Raw genomic sequence first — 15,741 nt, forward strand, 5'->3', positions numbered from 1 at the left:
CACGGGCCTGGTGAACTTGAGGACTTTCTTGTTCACACATTCTCTTGCATGAGCGCCTTCTCTTTAACGCTCACCTCCCGAGAACACCCCGCACTAGACCTCAGACTACAGAAAGGTAGCCACCCTACAGCGCCTACGACGTATCGCTTACCGCACCGCAAACGTTTGCGGTTCATAATTGGCGCCATTGTGAACCAGCGGATTCAGACACTGGATCGACTCATTCCTGCTTTACCCAAGGACTGCGACGTGAAACGACACGGCATCTTGAACGGACCTCTCAGTGGCCACCTCGCCCGTCTCGGCCATACCCACACCGTGGTGATCGCCGACGCCGGCCTGCCGATTCCCGAGGGCGTGCCCTGTGTCGATCTCGCGGTGGTCCCCGGCCTGCCCGCCATGCTGCCGGTGCTGGACGCCCTGCTGGCCGAGCTGTGCATCGAGGCCACGACCCTGGCCGAGGAGCTGCCGGTCAAGAGTCCCTCCTTCCACAACGCCGTCGTCGAACGCCTGGATACACTGGATCGTCTGTCACTCACGCCGATCGCTCGCCAGCAACTCAGTCATGAAGCCTTCAAGGCGGCGTTGCCCGAGGCGAGCGTCATCGTGCGCACGGGCGAGTGCACGCCGTACGCCAACGTGATCCTGCACTGTGGGGTGCCCTTCTGATGCAGAGCCATGCACAACCGAGAGTGCTGATGGCACTCAAGGGCATCGACAAGGGCTTCTCAGGGGTCAGCGTACTCAAGGGTGTCGACTTGACCCTGCGCGCGGGGCGCGTGCATGCGCTGGCCGGTGAGAATGGCGCAGGCAAGTCGACGCTGATGAAGATTCTCTCCGGCGTCTATCGCTATGACGCCGGCACGCTGTGGCTGCGTGACGAGGAAGTGGTCTTCACCACTCCACGTCAGGCAATGGACAGCCGCATCGCCATTATCCATCAGGAACTCAATCTGGTGCCGGGCCTGTCCGCCGGCGAGAACATCTTTCTCGGCCGTGAGCCACGTACCGCGCTGGGCACCGTCGACTGGAAGCGTCTACACCGCGATGCCCGCCAGCTGCTCGACCGCCTGCGCCAATCGCTGGATTCCCGCACCGCAGTCAGCGAGCTGAGCATCGGTCAGCAGCAGATGGTCGAGATCGCGCGTGCGCTGTCGCTGGACGCCGAGATCATCATCATGGATGAGCCCACCGATGCGCTGACCGACATCGAGACCGAGATTCTCGCTGAGGTCGTGGCCGAGCTGCGCGCCGAGGGCCGCTCGCTGGTCCTGATCACCCACCGCCTGAACGAGATCTTCAGCATGTGCGATGAAGTCGCCGTGCTGCGCGATGGCCAGATGATCCACCAGGGCCCGACGGCGGAACTGGATGAGGATGGCCTGATTCGCCTGATGGTCGGCCGCGAGCTGGCCGAGCGCTACCCTTATACGCCCGCCACCCCTGATGGCGAAGCGATGCTCGAGGTCGAGGATCTCGAGGCGCCGGGCGTCAAGGGCATCAGCTTCTCGGCCCGTCGCGGGGAAGTGCTCGGCTTTGGCGGCCTGATGGGCGCCGGGCGCACCGAACTGGCCCGCGCCCTGTGCGGCGATACCCGTATCAACGCCGGCAGCGTGAAGCTGCATGGCCAGCCGGTGCGCTTCGCCTCGCCGGCCGAGGCATTGGCCGCGGGCCTGGTGTATGTGCCGGAAGACCGCAAGCAGGCGGGCCTGATTCTCCCTCACTCGGTGGCCAGCAACATGTCGTTGAGCGCCCTGCCCAGCTTCTGTGGTGCGTTCGGGCGCATACGCCATGGCGAGGAAGCCGCCGCCGTCGAAAGCTTCGTCAAGAGCATGCAGATCAAGGTCAGCAATACCGACCAGCCGGTCGATACGCTGTCCGGCGGCAACCAGCAGAAGGTATCACTGGCCAAGGCATTGATGCCGGCGCCGGAGCTGGTAATTCTCGATGAACCGACCCGTGGCGTGGATGTCGGTGCCAAGCGCGAGATTTACCTGCTGATCAACGAGCTCAAGCGCCAGGGCAAGTGCGTACTGCTTATCTCCTCGGAGATGCCCGAACTGCTCGGCCTGGCCGATCGCATTCTGGTGGTCGCCGACGGGCGCATCTCCGGCGAGTTCAGCCGAGAGAACGCGACCCAGGAAGCGATCATGACCGCGGCCTCCGGCCTCGAGAGCCCCCTCAGCAGTGGCAACGACGCCGCGAATGGCACGTCAACGTCCAGCGCTGCACCACGCGGTGCGACCCGCCCGTCTTCTACCCCCGATTCCTCCGCTTCCCGCCACGAGATGCCGAACTGATGTCTACTCCTTCTTCCTCTGCCGCCAGCGGCCGCCGCCTCGACGTCATGCGTCTGCTGGTCGACAACAAGGCGCTGATCGCGCTGGCCCTGTTGATCGCCGTGAGTGCCGGCCTGTCCGACAACTTCCTGTCATCTGACAACCTGCTCAACGTGCTTCGCCAGACCAGCATCAATGCCATCATCGCCATGGGCGTGACCTTCGTCATTCTCACCGCGGGCATCGATCTGTCTGTTGGCGCGGTACTGGCGCTGACCGGCGCTTTCGCGGCCTCGATGACCGCCGCCGGCCTCTCCCCCTGGCTGAGCGTGCCGGGCACCATCATCGCCGGTGCTGGCCTGGGCGCCATTTCCGGCCTTTTCGTCGCCTTCGGTCGCATCCAGGCCTTTATCGTCACCCTGGTGGCGATGACGGTGCTGCGCGGTGCCACGCTCGTCTACACCGATGGCCGTCCGGTCTCCATCGGCGTCAGCGAAGCCGCGGACAGCTTCTGGAATCTGGGCGGCGGTTACTGGCTCGGCGTGCCGATTCCGATCTACATGATGTTCTTCGTCTACGTGCTGTGCTGGGGCGTGCTGCATCACACCCGCTTCGGGCGCCACGTCTATGCGGTCGGGGGTGGTGAGAAGGTCGCGCGCCTGTCCGGCATCAACGTCAATCGCATCAAGATCAGCGTCTATGCCATCGCGGGTGCCTTCGCGGCACTGGCCGGCGCCATCCTCGCCGCGCGTCTCGGCTCGGCACAGCCGAATGCCGGTACCGGCTATGAGCTGGACGCCATCGCAGCAGTCGTCATCGGCGGCACCAGCCTGATGGGTGGCCGCGGGCGCATCTTCGGCACCTTGATCGGAGCACTGGTGATCGGCGTGCTCAACAATGCGCTGAACATCATGGGCGTCTCCAGCTACTACCAGATGATCGCCAAGGGCGCCGTCATACTGCTCGCGGTACTGATCGACAGCCGCGCGCAGAAATAGAAGCGCAAGTACCGAAGAAATAGAAGAGCAAGTACGTAATACACGATACGGTTTCATTCCCGGCAGCATCGAAGACCCTCGCCCCCGTGCGCCAACCACGGGGGCCCTCCAGCGGGTCGCCGACAACAACGAAAGGACCATCGCCATGAAAAAACTGCTCACCTCCACGCTGACCACCGCCATCACTGCCGCAGGCCTGAGCATGATGCCGGTACAATCCGCCATGGCCGACAAGATCGCGCTGGTGGTCTCGACGCTGAACAACCCGTTCTTCGTCAGCCTCCAGCAGGGTGCCAAGGACAAGGCCGAGGAACTGGGCCACGAACTGATCGTGCTGGATTCCGGCGATGACGCTGCGCGTGAGCTGTCCAACGTCGAGGACGCCCTGTCCCGCGGCGTCGATCTGCTGCTGATCAACCCGACCGACTCCGATGCCGTGGTCTCAAGCGTGCGCACCGCCAATGGCCGTGATGTGCCGGTGGTGACACTGGATCGTAGCGCCAACGGCGGTCGCGTCGCGGCGCACGTCGCCTCCGACAACGTCGCCGGTGGCGAACTGGCAGGCAATTTCATCGCCGAGAAACTCGCAGGCAAGGGTGAAATCGTGCAGCTGGAAGGCGTCGCCGGCGCCTCGGCCACGCGTGATCGCGGTGAAGGCTTCATGAAGGCCATCGACGGCCAGTCAGGCCTCAGCCTGGTGGCCACTCAGCCGGCCAACTTCAATCGCACCCAGGGCCTGAACGTGATGGAAAACCTGCTGCAGGCGCACCCGGGCGTGAATGCCGTGTTCGCCCAGAACGACGAGATGGCGCTGGGCGCCCAGCGTGCCTTGCAGGCCGCCGGCAAGGACACCCTGCTGGTCGGCTTCGATGGCACCGATGAAGGCATCAAGGCCGTGCAGGCCGGCAAGATGGACGCCACCGTCGCCCAGCAGCCGGCGCTGATCGGCAGCCTCGGCGTCGATACCGCCGACAAGCTGCTCAAGGACGAGGACGTCGAGAAGACCATCTCCGTGCCGCTCAAGCTGATCACCGAATAAGCGATCCCACGGCTCACGCCGCCTGCATCGCGAAACAGGACGCCGGCCACTGGCCGGCGTTTTTTCGTCTTCCCATCAATGGCGTGTCTTGCTCGCCCTGCAGGGCCAGTGACGCCCGCTCGACTTTCATCATCAGGCTCACCACCAGGGATAGAAAAGTGATTCGACTCAAGGATGTGGCGGCACACGCCGGTGTTTCGGTGACCACGGTGTCGCATGTCGTGAATGCCACCCGTCCGGTGGCCAGCGCGACCGAAGCCCGGGTACGCGAATCGATCGCCGCGCTCGGCTATCGACCGGACAGCGTCGCCCGCGCCCTGAAATCCAACCGCAGCCGCACCCTGGGGATGATCGTCACCAGTGCGCACAACCCCTTCTTCGCCGAGGTGATCCGCGGCGTCGAGGACCGCTGCTACCAGGCGGGCTACAGCCTGATTCTGTGCAACAGCGACGATATCGACGCCAAGCAGCTCAGCTATCTCGAGACACTGCGGGACCGACGCATCGATGGACTGGTGGTGATGACCGCCGAGAACGGTGCCGGCTTTCTCGAGGCGCTCAGCGCCCTGCCACTGCCGACGGTGATGATGGACGCCGAGCCCCAGCCAGGCTGGGACATGACGGTGGTCAATGACGATTCACGCCTGGGGGGGAAACTTGCCATCGAGCACCTGCTGGGGCAGGGGATCGAGCGCATCGCCCTGCTGACCGGGCCTCATGATCATCCCCGTTCCCGCGAGCGCCTGAGCGGCGCACTGGACGCCCTGCACGCCGCTGGCCTGGGACTCGCCGAGGACTGGCAGATCGCGACCCAGTTGATGCTGGCCGACGGTCATCGCGCGGCCCACCTGCTGCTGGCCAATCCGGCCGACAGACCCGATGCCATCTTCGCCTTCAATGACCTGCTGGCGCTGGGCTGTCTGCGCGCCGCCCAGGACCTGGGCCTTGAGGTACCTCAGCAACTCTCGATCATCGGCTACGACGATATCGAGATCAGTGCCTACCTCTCACCCGCCCTGACCACCATCCGCCAGCCGATATATGCGTTGGGCACCACGGCGGTAGACCAGCTGATCGCACGTCTGGAAGGCACTCCCTTCCCGGGCCAGACCCAACTGGCCCCGAGGCTGGTGGAACGCGACAGTGTCGCGCGGCCAGACCAGCGCCTTCAGGGTCAGGCTTGAGCGCAGCCGTGTTTGAGCACAGCCACGCTTGAGCACAGCCAGGATTGAGCGCCTTCAGGCTAGATCACAGATCTATACCGGGTGAGCATCAAACATATCAAACACCAACATTTCTCTTATAGGTGAACACTGCCTACCCTGCCCCTCGTGAATCACCGCTGCCACGGCTGGCAGCACGCACATGAGGACACCCAGGTGACAGGCACTTCCCCTTCAAGCACTTCCCCATCGGACACTGCGCGATCAGATACTGTCCAGGCAGGCACTGACACGCCGACATCGACACCAGAGGCTGACAGCACGCCCGCCATTGGCCGCGGGTTGTTGTGGCTGATGGCGATCGCGGTCGCCGCGACCGCCGCCAATCTGTACTACAACCAGCCGCTGCTGGCGGAGATGGCCCGCTCACTGGGCGTGAGCCAGGGCATGATCGGCCTGATCCCCTCCGCGACCCAATTCGGCTACGCCGCAGCCATCCTGCTGATCTCGCCGCTGGGCGACACCATGGACAGGCGCCAGCTGATCCGCAATCTGTCCATCACCTTGGCACTGGCCTCACTGGGCATCTTCCTGGCCCCCAGCTTCTGGCCGCTGTTGCTGGCAAGCTTCGTGGCCGGGCTGGGCGCCAACATCACCCAGCAGCTGATTCCGCTGACCGCCTCGCTGTCCACCCCCAAGGCGCGCGGCAAGAACATCGCCACCCTGATGACGGGGCTGACCATCGGCATACTGCTGTCACGCACCCTGAGCGGCAGCATCGGCGGATACTGGGGCTGGCGCAGCGTCTTCCTGGTCGCGGCCATCCTCACCGTCATCATCGGTGTGCTGCTGCATCGTCACCTGCCCAGCCGTGCGCCTGCCGTGCAGATGGCCTACCCCAGACTGATCGCCTCGATGGGCACGCTGTTCAAGCAACATGCCCTGCTGCGAGAGTCCGCACTGACCGGCGCGCTATGGTTCGCGGCCTTCAATGCCATGTGGGCGTCGCTGGCCATTCATGTCACTGATGCGCCGTTTGACTACAGCGTCCAGCAGGCGGGACTGTTCGGCATCATCGGACTGGCGGGCATCTTCGGTGCCAAGGCGGCGGGCCGACTGGTCAATCGTGTCGGCGCGGGGCGCCTGATCAGCTTCGCCTTGGTGACGGTGCTGGCATCCTTCGCGGTACTCAGCGTGTGGAGCGACAGCCTGGCCGGACTGATCGTCGGCATCATCCTGCTGGACCTGGGCGTCTTCGCGGCCCAGATTCCCAACCAGGTGCGCGTATTCTCGATCGACCCCAAGGCCCAGAGCCGCATGAACGCCGTCTACATGCTGTGCTACTACCTCGGTGCGGCAGCCGGTTCCGCCATCGGCGTCAAGATGATGAGCATCTATGGCTGGCAGGGCATGTCGCTGTTCGGGCTGGCACTGGCAGCGCTGGCACTGGTTCATCATCGTGTGAAGCAACGCCACACGGGGGCCAGTTGAACGTCTGAAATGGCAGCCGATCAGCACGCCGAATCCCCGCGCACGAGCCGCAGGATTCGGCGTCTGGGAGAGCGCCTGAAATGGTGAGGCAATTCAGGTAAACTCTGCGCGCCATTTCGGTGCGTCGCCGAGGTGGTACGCGATTCACGACCCGTTATCGGGGCAAGAACCCGTCAAACCCTCGAGATCCACATGAAGCTCATCGTCAAACTTATCCTCGGCATCATTGCCGGCCTGCTGATCGGCCTGATGGCCCCGGATGCCCTCGTACGTGCCGCGCTGACCGCCAAGGTCATCATCGGCCAGCTGATCAACTTCACCATCCCGTTGATCATCCTGTTCTACGTCATGAGCGGCATCGCGTCGCTGCCGAAGAATTCCGGCGCCATGCTCGGTCGCACCGTCGGCATGGCCTACGGGTCGACGATTCTGGCCGGCATCTTCGCCTTCCTGGTGGCCAGCAACCTGCTGCCCGGCATGCTGTCCGGCATGGCGCCGGTCGCTGAAGGCCGCGATGCCCTGACTCCCTTTCTTGATCTCGAAATCCCCGCGGCACTGCCGGTGATGACAGCCCTGGTGCTGGCCTTCGTGTTCGGCGTGGTCATCAGCCGCCGCGAACTGCCGACCCTGAAAAGCGCCGTCTTCGAATCGCGTGAAGTGGTCGAGGTATTCCTCAATCGCGTCATCATCCCGCTGCTGCCCCTGTTCATCGCCGGCACCTTTGCCGAGATGGCCTACGAGGGCAAGGCGCTGTCGACACTGGATACCTTCTGGAAGGTGCTGGTGCTGGCGATCGTGATGCACTGGATCTGGCTGAGCACGGCCTACCTGATCACCGGCCTGATCCAGCGTCGTTCTCCGCTGGGCCTCTTGCGCAACATGCTGCCGGCCTACCTGACGGCGCTGGGCACCATGTCGTCGGCGGCGACCATCCCGGTCAGCCTGCGTCAGACCAAGGCCAACGGCGTCAGCGATGAAGTGGCCAACTTCAGCGTGCCGCTGTGCGCCACCATCCACCTGTCCGGTTCCACCATCACCATCGTCACCTGCGCCACTGCCGTGATGATGATGAGCCACAACCTGGCACTCGCAAGCCTCGGCGAAGTGATTCCGTTCTTGATCATGCTGGGCCTGACCATGATCGCCGCGCCCGGAGCACCGGGTGGCGCGGTGATGGCGGCGCTGGGCGTGCTGGGCAGCATGCTCGGCTTTGGCGAGGCGGAACTTGGCCTGATGATCGCGCTGTATCTGGCCCAGGACAGCTTCGGCACCGCCACTAACGTCACCGGCGATGGCGTGATCGCGCTGTGGGTCGATCACTTCGCGCGCCGCGATGGTGTGGTGACTACGCAGGAACTGGATGCCGCGACCAGCGAAGCACCAGTGGCACGCTCACAGCCGTGAGCTGCCCTATGTGCTGAGCCGTGAGCAGTCGCATGCTCTGAGCCGTGCAAGAAGTGAGCTGAGCCACCTGCGCTGACAGTCGTCAAAAGCCCCGCCTCCTTTCGGAGACGGGGCTTTTTCATGCCCGCGGCCATCCATACGCTCATCTCCACGGCTATCCTCACGGCTATCCTCTCAATCACCCCGCAGGATGGCGTGCCGGCGGGAGGTGAGACATGACGCCGCGCCGTGCCTGACACCCACAAGCCAAACGGCTACCATTGGCGCCCACGCGCGAGCGCTGTCATCGCTGCCGTACGTCATCACCCTGTTACCGTTGCCGGAGTGCCAGATGTCCCTGCTTCCCCCTGCACTGTTCTGTCCTTCGATATCACTACCGATATCTCGCCCGCGCCTGGCACGCATGTTCGCCACCCTGTCGCTCACCACTGCCAGCCTGACCCTCGCCCAGCACGCCAGCGCGCTGGAGATCGGCATGCCCGCCGATGGCGGTGTCAGCGTCAGCCCCGCCGTGATGCTCGAAGCCAAGGGCACCCTCGATGACCAACTGAGCAGCCCGCTGATGCTCAAGCAGTTCTCAAGCCCTGAGGCCGTGGAGCAAGGGCTGAGCGATGGTAGCCTCGACGCTGCCTACCTGACGCCGCAGATGCTCAAGGCTCTGGCCGAAAGCGGCATGTCACTGCGAGTGCTGGATGGCGCGGATCTCGACGATGTCAGCCTGGTCGCGCGTGACGAGCTGATCCGCTACACCGAGTTGTTCGAGCCGCAGGAGCTGCTGATCCGCTTCCTCAACGACACCACGCGTGCTGTGCGAGTGGTGATGCGCGATGACGATGCACGCTCGCATCTAGCGCTGAAGCAGTGGGTCGAGGTCAAGGTCGGCTCCAGCATGCAGCTGGTCAGCCCGCGCTCGCTGGAAGAGCTCGAAGGCGATGAATATGTCGGGGATGCGCCCCAGGCGCTGATCAACAGCCGCAAGATGCACGCGGCCTTCCTCAACGGCGATGACGCGACGCGTCTGGTGGCCTTGCATCCGCTGTCCAAGGACTGGCTGCCGCGCGCCGACATGCTCGACCTGCCGCGCATGCTGCTGGTCAGTCGTGCCGATATCGAGGATGCGAGCCTTGAGGCCGAGCTCGAGTCGCTGGCCGCCGAACACGCCCGCATGCAGCAGAGCCTGCATGGCGAGGAGCCGCTGAAGCTCGCCTTCACGCTCAAGCAGGCCTGGCCGGCGGATGCCGGTGAGGCGCCGAGTCTGCCCAGGGTGGTGCATGCGCTGAACGGGCGCTCGATCCCGACCGCCGACATGCGCACCGCCCTCGAGGACTGGCTGGGCGAGCAGCAGTCAGCGGTCAGCTGGCCTAAGCTCCAGCAGTAGACCCAGCAGTAGGCCCAGGTGTAGACCCGGCCGCAGGCCCAGCACTAGATCCAGCGGTCATGCCCGCCACAGGGCGAATGACAGACACAAAAAAACCCGCCGATTGGCGGGTTTTTTCGATCAAGGGCAACGATCAGGCGTCGAGGGCTTCAGCGATCTGGGACTGAGCCTTCGGGCCGATGCCCTTGACTTCAGAGATCACGCCATCGGCGTGAGCCTTGCGAACCTTGGCGACGTCGTCGTAGCCAGCATCAGTCAGGGCACGGATAGCGGCAGCATTGAGGCCGAGGTCTTCCAGAGAGGCCGCATCGGCTTCTTCGGTCGCTTCCTCGACGGCTGCGCCCATCGGCATCATGCGAGACTGGGCGATGGCCTGTTCGCGTGCAAGACGTGCCTTGTACTGCACCAGCTTCTGGTTGAACTCGTGCTCGACCTGCTTGCGGTGCTTGTCAGAGGCTGCGGCTTTCTCGCTCAGGCGTTCGTTGCGAGCGCGCAGGTCTTCGACTTCCTTCTTTGCCTTGTCACGGGCATTACGGAGCTTGTCGGCTTCCTTGCTGGCTTCACGCAGCTGACGCTCCAGCTCCTTGATGCGGGCGTTCTGGTCCTGCTTGATGTCCTGCTCCTGAAACAGGGATGCAAGCTGGTCGTCAAGATTAGCGTCGGTCATACTGCTATGTTGCCTCGAATAATTGATAAAGAGCTAAAGTCTGGGCACACATTCTACCGCAGTTCTTCAGTTTGTGCTGCATTTGAGCGCAACACGAGCGGGATGAATGTGAATCGGGGGTCCTGCATGGGGCAATATTACCCCAACTGTGTGACATCGCCAGTCACGGATGAACCAGTCATGGTTGATCCAATCGAGGATGATACCGAGCGCGGGATGAGACGGCCTGAACGCACACGACAACCGCACGTCGGCACCGTGGCGCAGGTCACGAAAGAGACAGCCCGCTTTGAGAGGCTGTCTTTTTTCGCGGTTACCCAGCACTTGCGCAGGCCTGTCAGCACAGACCTCAGCGCCTGCACCGGACTCAGGCCTTCACCTGACTCAGTGCTTGCGCCAGTCCTCGAGCTTGTCGCTCAGCTGCTGACGACGCGCTTCGGGCGATGCCAGCGTCTCGGACTGATGACCTTCCCCGAAGCGATTCTCGAGATAGTCCATTAGGTTGATCAGCTCATCGTCGGTCAGGCTGTCATTGAAGGCCGGCATGAAGACACTGTGGCCGTTGTTCTCACGCTGCACGCCATTGAGGATCGCCTGAGCCAGATTGTCCGGATAGACACTGCCGGTCACGCTGTTGTGGAACAGCGACGGGTAGTAGCCATCCTGGGTGCCGGCACCATCCGCGCCGTGACACATGGCGCAGTGGCCCAGATACAGACGCACGCCAGGAGTTGCATCGGTCAGCTGACCTATCAGATCTTCATCATCGGGGCGCTTGTCCAGCGGCTGACCGCGCAGCAACAGCACGTCATCGGCCGGTGCGCCCTGATTGAAGCGCGTGGCGACCTGCGGCTCGCTTTCGGCCTTGCGATCGCCGTCATTGACCGCCTCGCCCTGCTCGCCCTTGCCATCCACCGCCGGAATCGACTTCAGATAGACCGCGATGGCGCGCAGGTCATCTTCACTCATGTAACGCATGGAGTGTTCGACCACATCCGCCATCGGGCCGCCAGCCTGCGCCTTGCCCTTGAGGTTGCCGGTCGCCAGATAGGTCTGGATATCCTGCTCGCTCCAGCTGCCCAAGCCGTCCTTGTGATCAGGTGTCAGATTGAAGGCGCGCCAGCCTTCAATCATCGCCCCACCCAGATAGCCTTCTTCTTCACCGGTCAGTGCTTTTTCCTGGAAGGCGAAGCCACGCTCGGTGTGACAGCTGCCACAGTGGCCCGGCCCCTGGACGAGGTAGGCGCCACGGTTCCAGTCGGCACTCTTCTCGGGGTCATCCTGCCACGGCTCCAGCGGCGAGAAGATCTCTTCCCACAGCGCCATCGGCCAGCGCATGTTGAGCGGGAACGGAATCTCGCTTTCGCGGTTGGGCGTGCCGCTCGGCGTGACTTCATGCATGTTCCAGGCGTAGAGCGCCTTGATGTCCTCATCCGTCAGACGGGCATAGGACGGGAACGGCATCGCCGGATAGAGGTTGTGGCCATCGGCAGCCTCGCCCTCGCGAAGCACACGGGTGTACTCCTCGAGGGTGTAGTTGCCGATGCCGTGCTCGGTGTCCGGGGTAATGTTGGTGGCGTAGATCTCACCCACCGGGGTCTCGAAGCCGAGACCACCGGCGTATTCATCGCCGTCCTCGGTGCTGTGACAGGCCGCACAATCACTGGCGCGTGCCATGTACAGCCCCTTCTCGATCAGCGCGGGGTCATTGGTGGCGGCCTTGTCGGCTTCCACCTGTCTGGCGTGCTCGTCCTCGCCGCTACCACAGGCGCTGAGCAACAAGGCGCTGGTGCCCACAATGGCGGCCAGGCGGACGGCACGGGTCAGGCGTGCGGGGCGAAGGGTCGGGCGGGCACCGCGACCTTTCTCATCAATGGCATCACGGGTGCCAGCAGTACGGACGTGCGGGACCATGCTTATATTTCCTGTTCGAGCAGATCGGCAATACGCAGAGACAACGCCGCGATGGTCAGAGTGCAATTGACCGACCCGACGGTGGGCATGCTGCCCGAGCTGGCGACAAACAGGTTGTCATGGCCATGCACTCGGCAATCGCGATCCACCACGGAGTCTTTGGGGTTGTCTCCCATCAGGGTCGTACCGCAGATATGCTGGTTGTTGGAGAACTCATCACGAAACGCGATGTCGGTACCTCCCATCAACTGAGCGATACGCGCATATTGTTCTCGGGTATGCGCGGCGCTTCGCTTGACGTACTCATCGATAGCATAACGGAATTCCGGGCGCGGCAGGCCCAGAGCGTCGCGTTTTTTTGACGGCGTGATGCGATTGACAGCCTCTGGCAACAGCTCGTGGAAGCTATCGAACTGCACATAGCGGCTGGCGCGGTTATTGATCTGCGCCTGCAGATCCGCACCGAGCCTGAGCGGTGTTTCCGACAGCACCTCCGTCGTCATCTGTTGCGTGCGGGCAATGTTGGACAGATGCAGCTTCTTGGATGCGAAGTCCTTGCGGAAGTCGCCGTCGCGCCAGGTGATGATCGAGGTCATCTCCTGAGGGCCACGCCCGGCCCACAGCGGCTCATCGGCCAGAAAGCTCACCCCGGTGCCAGGATGGTCCATAAGATGCCGACCGACCATGTCGTTCTGGTTACCCACCCCATCGGGGGTATGGGCGTTGACCGACATCTGCATCAGCTTGGGCGTCTCGATGCCATTGGCCGCCAGCACCACCCGCGCCGCACTCAGGCGATGCTGCTTGCCGTCGGGGTCCAGATAGCGCACCTCGCGAATCTTGCCACTGGCGTCGCTTTCCAGATGATGCACGATGGCATTGTCGATCAACCTGGCGCCGGCACGTTCGGCCTTCTCGACATGGATGATGCCGGAGTACATAGCACCGATCGGGCAGATAGGCATGCAGTTGTTGTTGCCGCAGCAGGTCGGGCGCTCATCATAGGGGCGGCTGTTGCGCGCCACCGGCTCGGTGACCATGTCGAAGCCGTGGGGATTGATGCGCTCGCTGACCCGCCGCTCGTTCCACGACAGCGGCAGCGGTGCCATCGGATACTCGGCGCTGCGCGGGCTGCCCAGATCGACATCATTCGGCCCCCACACACCCAGCGCGACCTCGGCGCGGAAGTAATAGTCTTCCAGATCGTCATAGCCGATCGGCCAGTCACGCCCGACGCCATACTCGCTCTTCATACGGAAATCACTGGGCAGGAAGCGCCAGGCCGAGGCCGCCCAATGCCAAGTGGTACCGCCGACGGCGCGGATATACTGGGCGTCATAGGGCTGCTCGCCCTTCTGCACCAGATAGTCGGCATTCTTGCCGTAGAGCATCGGATGGGGCGCCGCCTTGCTGGCAGGATAGGGCCCCATGAAGTCCATCTTGTTGGCCTGGTTGCGGAAGCGCTCGACGATCTGCCAGCGCTGCATGCGCGGGCCGGCTTCCAGCATGATGACCGACTTGCCGGCCTCGGCCAGGCGATGTGCGATCAGGGCACCGGCGACGCCGGACCCCACCACGATCACATCGGCATCATACGCACGGGATTCCTCGGCCATGCAGGATTCTCCTCGGGAAATTGGGAACAGCAACAGGAGCGGTCAGGACGCCCCTGGAAGATCTGGCACGCAGGCGATGTCAGAAGCGGAGGTCTCAGCACGGACCCGAGGCCCTACCATCCGTCACGCGCAGATCTGAAGAAAGCGTGCCAGTCAGGCCTTGGGTGCCTCGGCCCAGAACCCCGGACGGTTGGGGCAATAGGTACGCACCACCTGCACATCGCGCGGCCCGGCATACATGCCAGCGCGCTCGAAGGCGATGACCTCGGCGGCGGGGTCACTGATCGACTTGCCGACCGTGCCGAGCATCCAGGCCTGCAGCAGACGGCGCACCAGCGCCATTTCGCCGTCGCTCAGGTCTTCCTTTGTCACGTACTCTCGCGACTCGCCCAGGGCCAGCAAGCGGGTCTTGAGGGCCGGCAACCTGCCGACACCGGGCACTCCCTCGGCCGGAATTCTCGCCAGCGCCTCGAAGTAGCGCTGGCCCAGCCGCTCATCCAGGGCCTTGTCGCTGAGCAGCCAGCGCGACAGGACCATGAACGTCGCGAAGGCACTGTCATCCTGCGTCTGTTGCTCGTCAGCGACTGTATCGGCTAGGGCCTGAAGGGACAGGCCGCCAAACACGGCAATGCCTGCCCCACCAAGCCCCAGCTTCAATAGCTGGCGACGTGAAGAATCAGTAGCGCTCTGGGATGTCGACATGCGGCCCTCCCGGACAATGAATGGTTCACCCGACGCCAGCGCACCGCGCGCTAGGCGGTCATGCCATCTAAGCTGCACTCGAACAGCACACAGGCAGATTTTGAGCGGTTTTGAACAGCTCTTGCGAAGCCCTTGCACAGGGTTTGATGAATAGCATGGTAACAAGCGCCATCACGTTATAGACAAACGTATAATGAACAAGGAATTCCTGTTTAAGCAACTCCAGAGGCTTGCTTCGCGCAACCCAGCGCGCTCACAAGCAAACGCTTGCTGTTGGCCTACCGACAAGGGTCGGTCGAAACCGCGAGAGTTATCAGCGGATGCCTACGGATGCCGATGCCTGACGGAAGAATCATCCGCGCCTGTCTCTCGCTCACCGGCAGTTCCCTGACTGTGCTCGGCGCAGTAGGATGTGGGGCAAAGGCAGCAGCTGTGGCCAGACTGGCTCGCTCACGCGCCGACGCACGCGCCGCCCATCACTCGACTTCAGGGAAGACTCGCCATGCTTCGTCACTTGCGTACTCCACTCGCTCTGCTCATGAGCACCGCCGTTCTTGCCGGGTGTGAAAGCGCCTCGCGCATGGCCGACAGCATTTCGCTGCCGGACTTCGGCTCTTCGCAGTCCGAACAGGGCGAGCAGCGCGTCCAGCGCACGGTCGCCTTCCCGGAGGCGGAGTACGCCAAGCTCGACAAGACCGGCACCTCGGTGATCAAGGGCCGCATGTCCTATGAGTGGCAGGGCCAGACAATCTACGCCAACCGGGCGGGCATCTCGATCGCGCCGGTCACCACCTACTCCGCAGAAGCCGCGGAACTGGCGCTGGCGGGCAAGACGGCGTCTCGCGCCGACCCGCGTGCCCAGGCCTATACCCACATCGTGCGCACTGACAGCAATGGCTACTTCAATGCCACTGGCCTGCCATCCGGCACCTTCTATGTCGCCGGTGTCATCCAGTTGCCGGACGGCACACGCAGCCCGCTGATTCTCAGTCAAGTGCAGGTCGGTCGCGGCCAGACCCGCAGCATCGAGCTGAGCCGCTGATACCCTCTTGCTCTCCATGCTGCCCTTGTATCGCCGGATGATGGCCAC

The 15,741-nt window shown here is 63.4% G+C and carries 13 protein-coding genes; 9 read left to right on the forward strand and 4 right to left on the reverse strand.

Annotated elements, in window-relative coordinates; all coding sequences use genetic code 11:
* Window positions 1-48: 48 nt before the first annotated feature.
* The 8 genes from rbsD to NH396_RS12075 all read left to right on the forward strand — a co-directional run bounded on the left by rbsD (window position 49) and on the right by NH396_RS12075 (window position 9,752).
* Window positions 49-669 carry a D-ribose pyranase gene (gene rbsD / locus NH396_RS12040; RefSeq protein WP_366071727.1) on the forward strand — a complete coding sequence of 207 codons (621 nt, stop codon included), beginning with the start codon at window positions 49-51 and terminating at the stop codon, window positions 667-669.
* Window positions 669-2,300 (forward strand): sugar ABC transporter ATP-binding protein, encoded by a 1,632-nt coding sequence (locus NH396_RS12045; protein ID WP_176677179.1) that lies wholly within the window; start codon window positions 669-671, stop codon window positions 2,298-2,300. The genes rbsD and NH396_RS12045 overlap by 1 nt, the downstream gene beginning before the upstream one ends.
* The gene (gene rbsC / locus NH396_RS12050; protein ID WP_107334720.1) at window positions 2,300-3,277 is read left to right on the forward strand and encodes a ribose ABC transporter permease; all 978 of its coding nucleotides are present in this window, start codon (window positions 2,300-2,302) and stop codon (window positions 3,275-3,277) included. Before NH396_RS12045 ends, rbsC begins: the two co-directional genes overlap by 1 nt.
* A gap of 145 nt (window positions 3,278-3,422) precedes the next feature.
* A complete protein-coding gene (rbsB, locus tag NH396_RS12055; protein ID WP_176677180.1) occupies window positions 3,423-4,316 on the forward strand; it encodes a ribose ABC transporter substrate-binding protein RbsB in 894 nt (297 codons plus the stop codon).
* Between the two features lie 158 nt (window positions 4,317-4,474).
* On the forward strand, window positions 4,475-5,500 hold the full coding sequence (locus NH396_RS12060; protein WP_253063988.1) for a LacI family DNA-binding transcriptional regulator: 1,026 nt from the start codon (window positions 4,475-4,477) through the stop codon (window positions 5,498-5,500).
* A 333-nt stretch (window positions 5,501-5,833) separates the two neighbouring features.
* Window positions 5,834-6,970, forward strand: a complete 1,137-nt coding sequence (locus tag NH396_RS12065) for an MFS transporter (RefSeq protein WP_176677182.1) — start codon at window positions 5,834-5,836, stop codon at window positions 6,968-6,970.
* Between the two features lie 192 nt (window positions 6,971-7,162).
* A complete protein-coding gene (locus NH396_RS12070; protein ID WP_176677183.1) occupies window positions 7,163-8,374 on the forward strand; it encodes a dicarboxylate/amino acid:cation symporter in 1,212 nt (403 codons plus the stop codon).
* A 331-nt stretch (window positions 8,375-8,705) separates the two neighbouring features.
* Window positions 8,706-9,752 (forward strand): hypothetical protein, encoded by a 1,047-nt coding sequence (locus NH396_RS12075; protein WP_176677184.1) that lies wholly within the window; start codon window positions 8,706-8,708, stop codon window positions 9,750-9,752.
* Window positions 9,753-9,885: 133 nt separating this feature from the next.
* Here NH396_RS12075 and NH396_RS12080 read toward each other — a convergent pair whose 3' ends face one another.
* The 4 genes from NH396_RS12080 to NH396_RS12095 form a co-directional block, all read right to left on the reverse strand.
* Entirely contained in the window at window positions 9,886-10,419 is a 534-nt protein-coding gene (locus NH396_RS12080; protein WP_176677185.1) for a hypothetical protein, read from the reverse strand.
* A 384-nt stretch (window positions 10,420-10,803) separates the two neighbouring features.
* Window positions 10,804-12,333, reverse strand: a complete 1,530-nt coding sequence (locus NH396_RS12085) for a cytochrome c (protein ID WP_253063990.1) — start codon at window positions 12,331-12,333, stop codon at window positions 10,804-10,806.
* Between the two features lie 2 nt (window positions 12,334-12,335).
* Entirely contained in the window at window positions 12,336-13,949 is a 1,614-nt protein-coding gene (locus NH396_RS12090; protein WP_176677186.1) for a GMC family oxidoreductase, read from the reverse strand.
* A 153-nt stretch (window positions 13,950-14,102) separates the two neighbouring features.
* Window positions 14,103-14,651 (reverse strand): sugar dehydrogenase complex small subunit, encoded by a 549-nt coding sequence (locus tag NH396_RS12095; protein WP_176677187.1) that lies wholly within the window; start codon window positions 14,649-14,651, stop codon window positions 14,103-14,105.
* A 580-nt stretch (window positions 14,652-15,231) separates the two neighbouring features.
* Here NH396_RS12095 and NH396_RS12100 point away from each other — a divergent pair.
* Window positions 15,232-15,693 carry a carboxypeptidase regulatory-like domain-containing protein gene (locus NH396_RS12100; RefSeq protein ID WP_176677188.1) on the forward strand — a complete coding sequence of 154 codons (462 nt, stop codon included), beginning with the start codon at window positions 15,232-15,234 and terminating at the stop codon, window positions 15,691-15,693.
* Window positions 15,694-15,741: the final 48 nt, after the last annotated feature.

This window comes from Cobetia sp. Dlab-2-AX (assembly GCF_024124625.1).
GTDB lineage: Bacteria > Pseudomonadota > Gammaproteobacteria > Pseudomonadales > Halomonadaceae > Cobetia.

Coding starts and splice junctions, on each gene's coding strand:
- NH396_RS12075 (WP_176677184.1), top strand. CDS start 8,706: ATGTCCCTGCTTCCCCCTGCACTGTTCTGTCCTTCGATATCACTACCG.
- NH396_RS12085 (WP_253063990.1), bottom strand. CDS start 12,333: ATGGTCCCGCACGTCCGTACTGCTGGCACCCGTGATGCCATTGATGAG.
- NH396_RS12045 (WP_176677179.1), top strand. CDS start 669: ATGCAGAGCCATGCACAACCGAGAGTGCTGATGGCACTCAAGGGCATC.
- NH396_RS12070 (WP_176677183.1), top strand. CDS start 7,163: ATGAAGCTCATCGTCAAACTTATCCTCGGCATCATTGCCGGCCTGCTG.
- NH396_RS12065 (WP_176677182.1), top strand. CDS start 5,834: ATGGCGATCGCGGTCGCCGCGACCGCCGCCAATCTGTACTACAACCAG.
- NH396_RS12100 (WP_176677188.1), top strand. CDS start 15,232: ATGGCCGACAGCATTTCGCTGCCGGACTTCGGCTCTTCGCAGTCCGAA.
- rbsD (WP_366071727.1), top strand. CDS start 49: ATGAGCGCCTTCTCTTTAACGCTCACCTCCCGAGAACACCCCGCACTA.
- NH396_RS12095 (WP_176677187.1), bottom strand. CDS start 14,651: ATGTCGACATCCCAGAGCGCTACTGATTCTTCACGTCGCCAGCTATTG.
- NH396_RS12090 (WP_176677186.1), bottom strand. CDS start 13,949: ATGGCCGAGGAATCCCGTGCGTATGATGCCGATGTGATCGTGGTGGGG.
- rbsC (WP_107334720.1), top strand. CDS start 2,300: ATGTCTACTCCTTCTTCCTCTGCCGCCAGCGGCCGCCGCCTCGACGTC.
- NH396_RS12080 (WP_176677185.1), bottom strand. CDS start 10,419: ATGACCGACGCTAATCTTGACGACCAGCTTGCATCCCTGTTTCAGGAG.
- rbsB (WP_176677180.1), top strand. CDS start 3,423: ATGAAAAAACTGCTCACCTCCACGCTGACCACCGCCATCACTGCCGCA.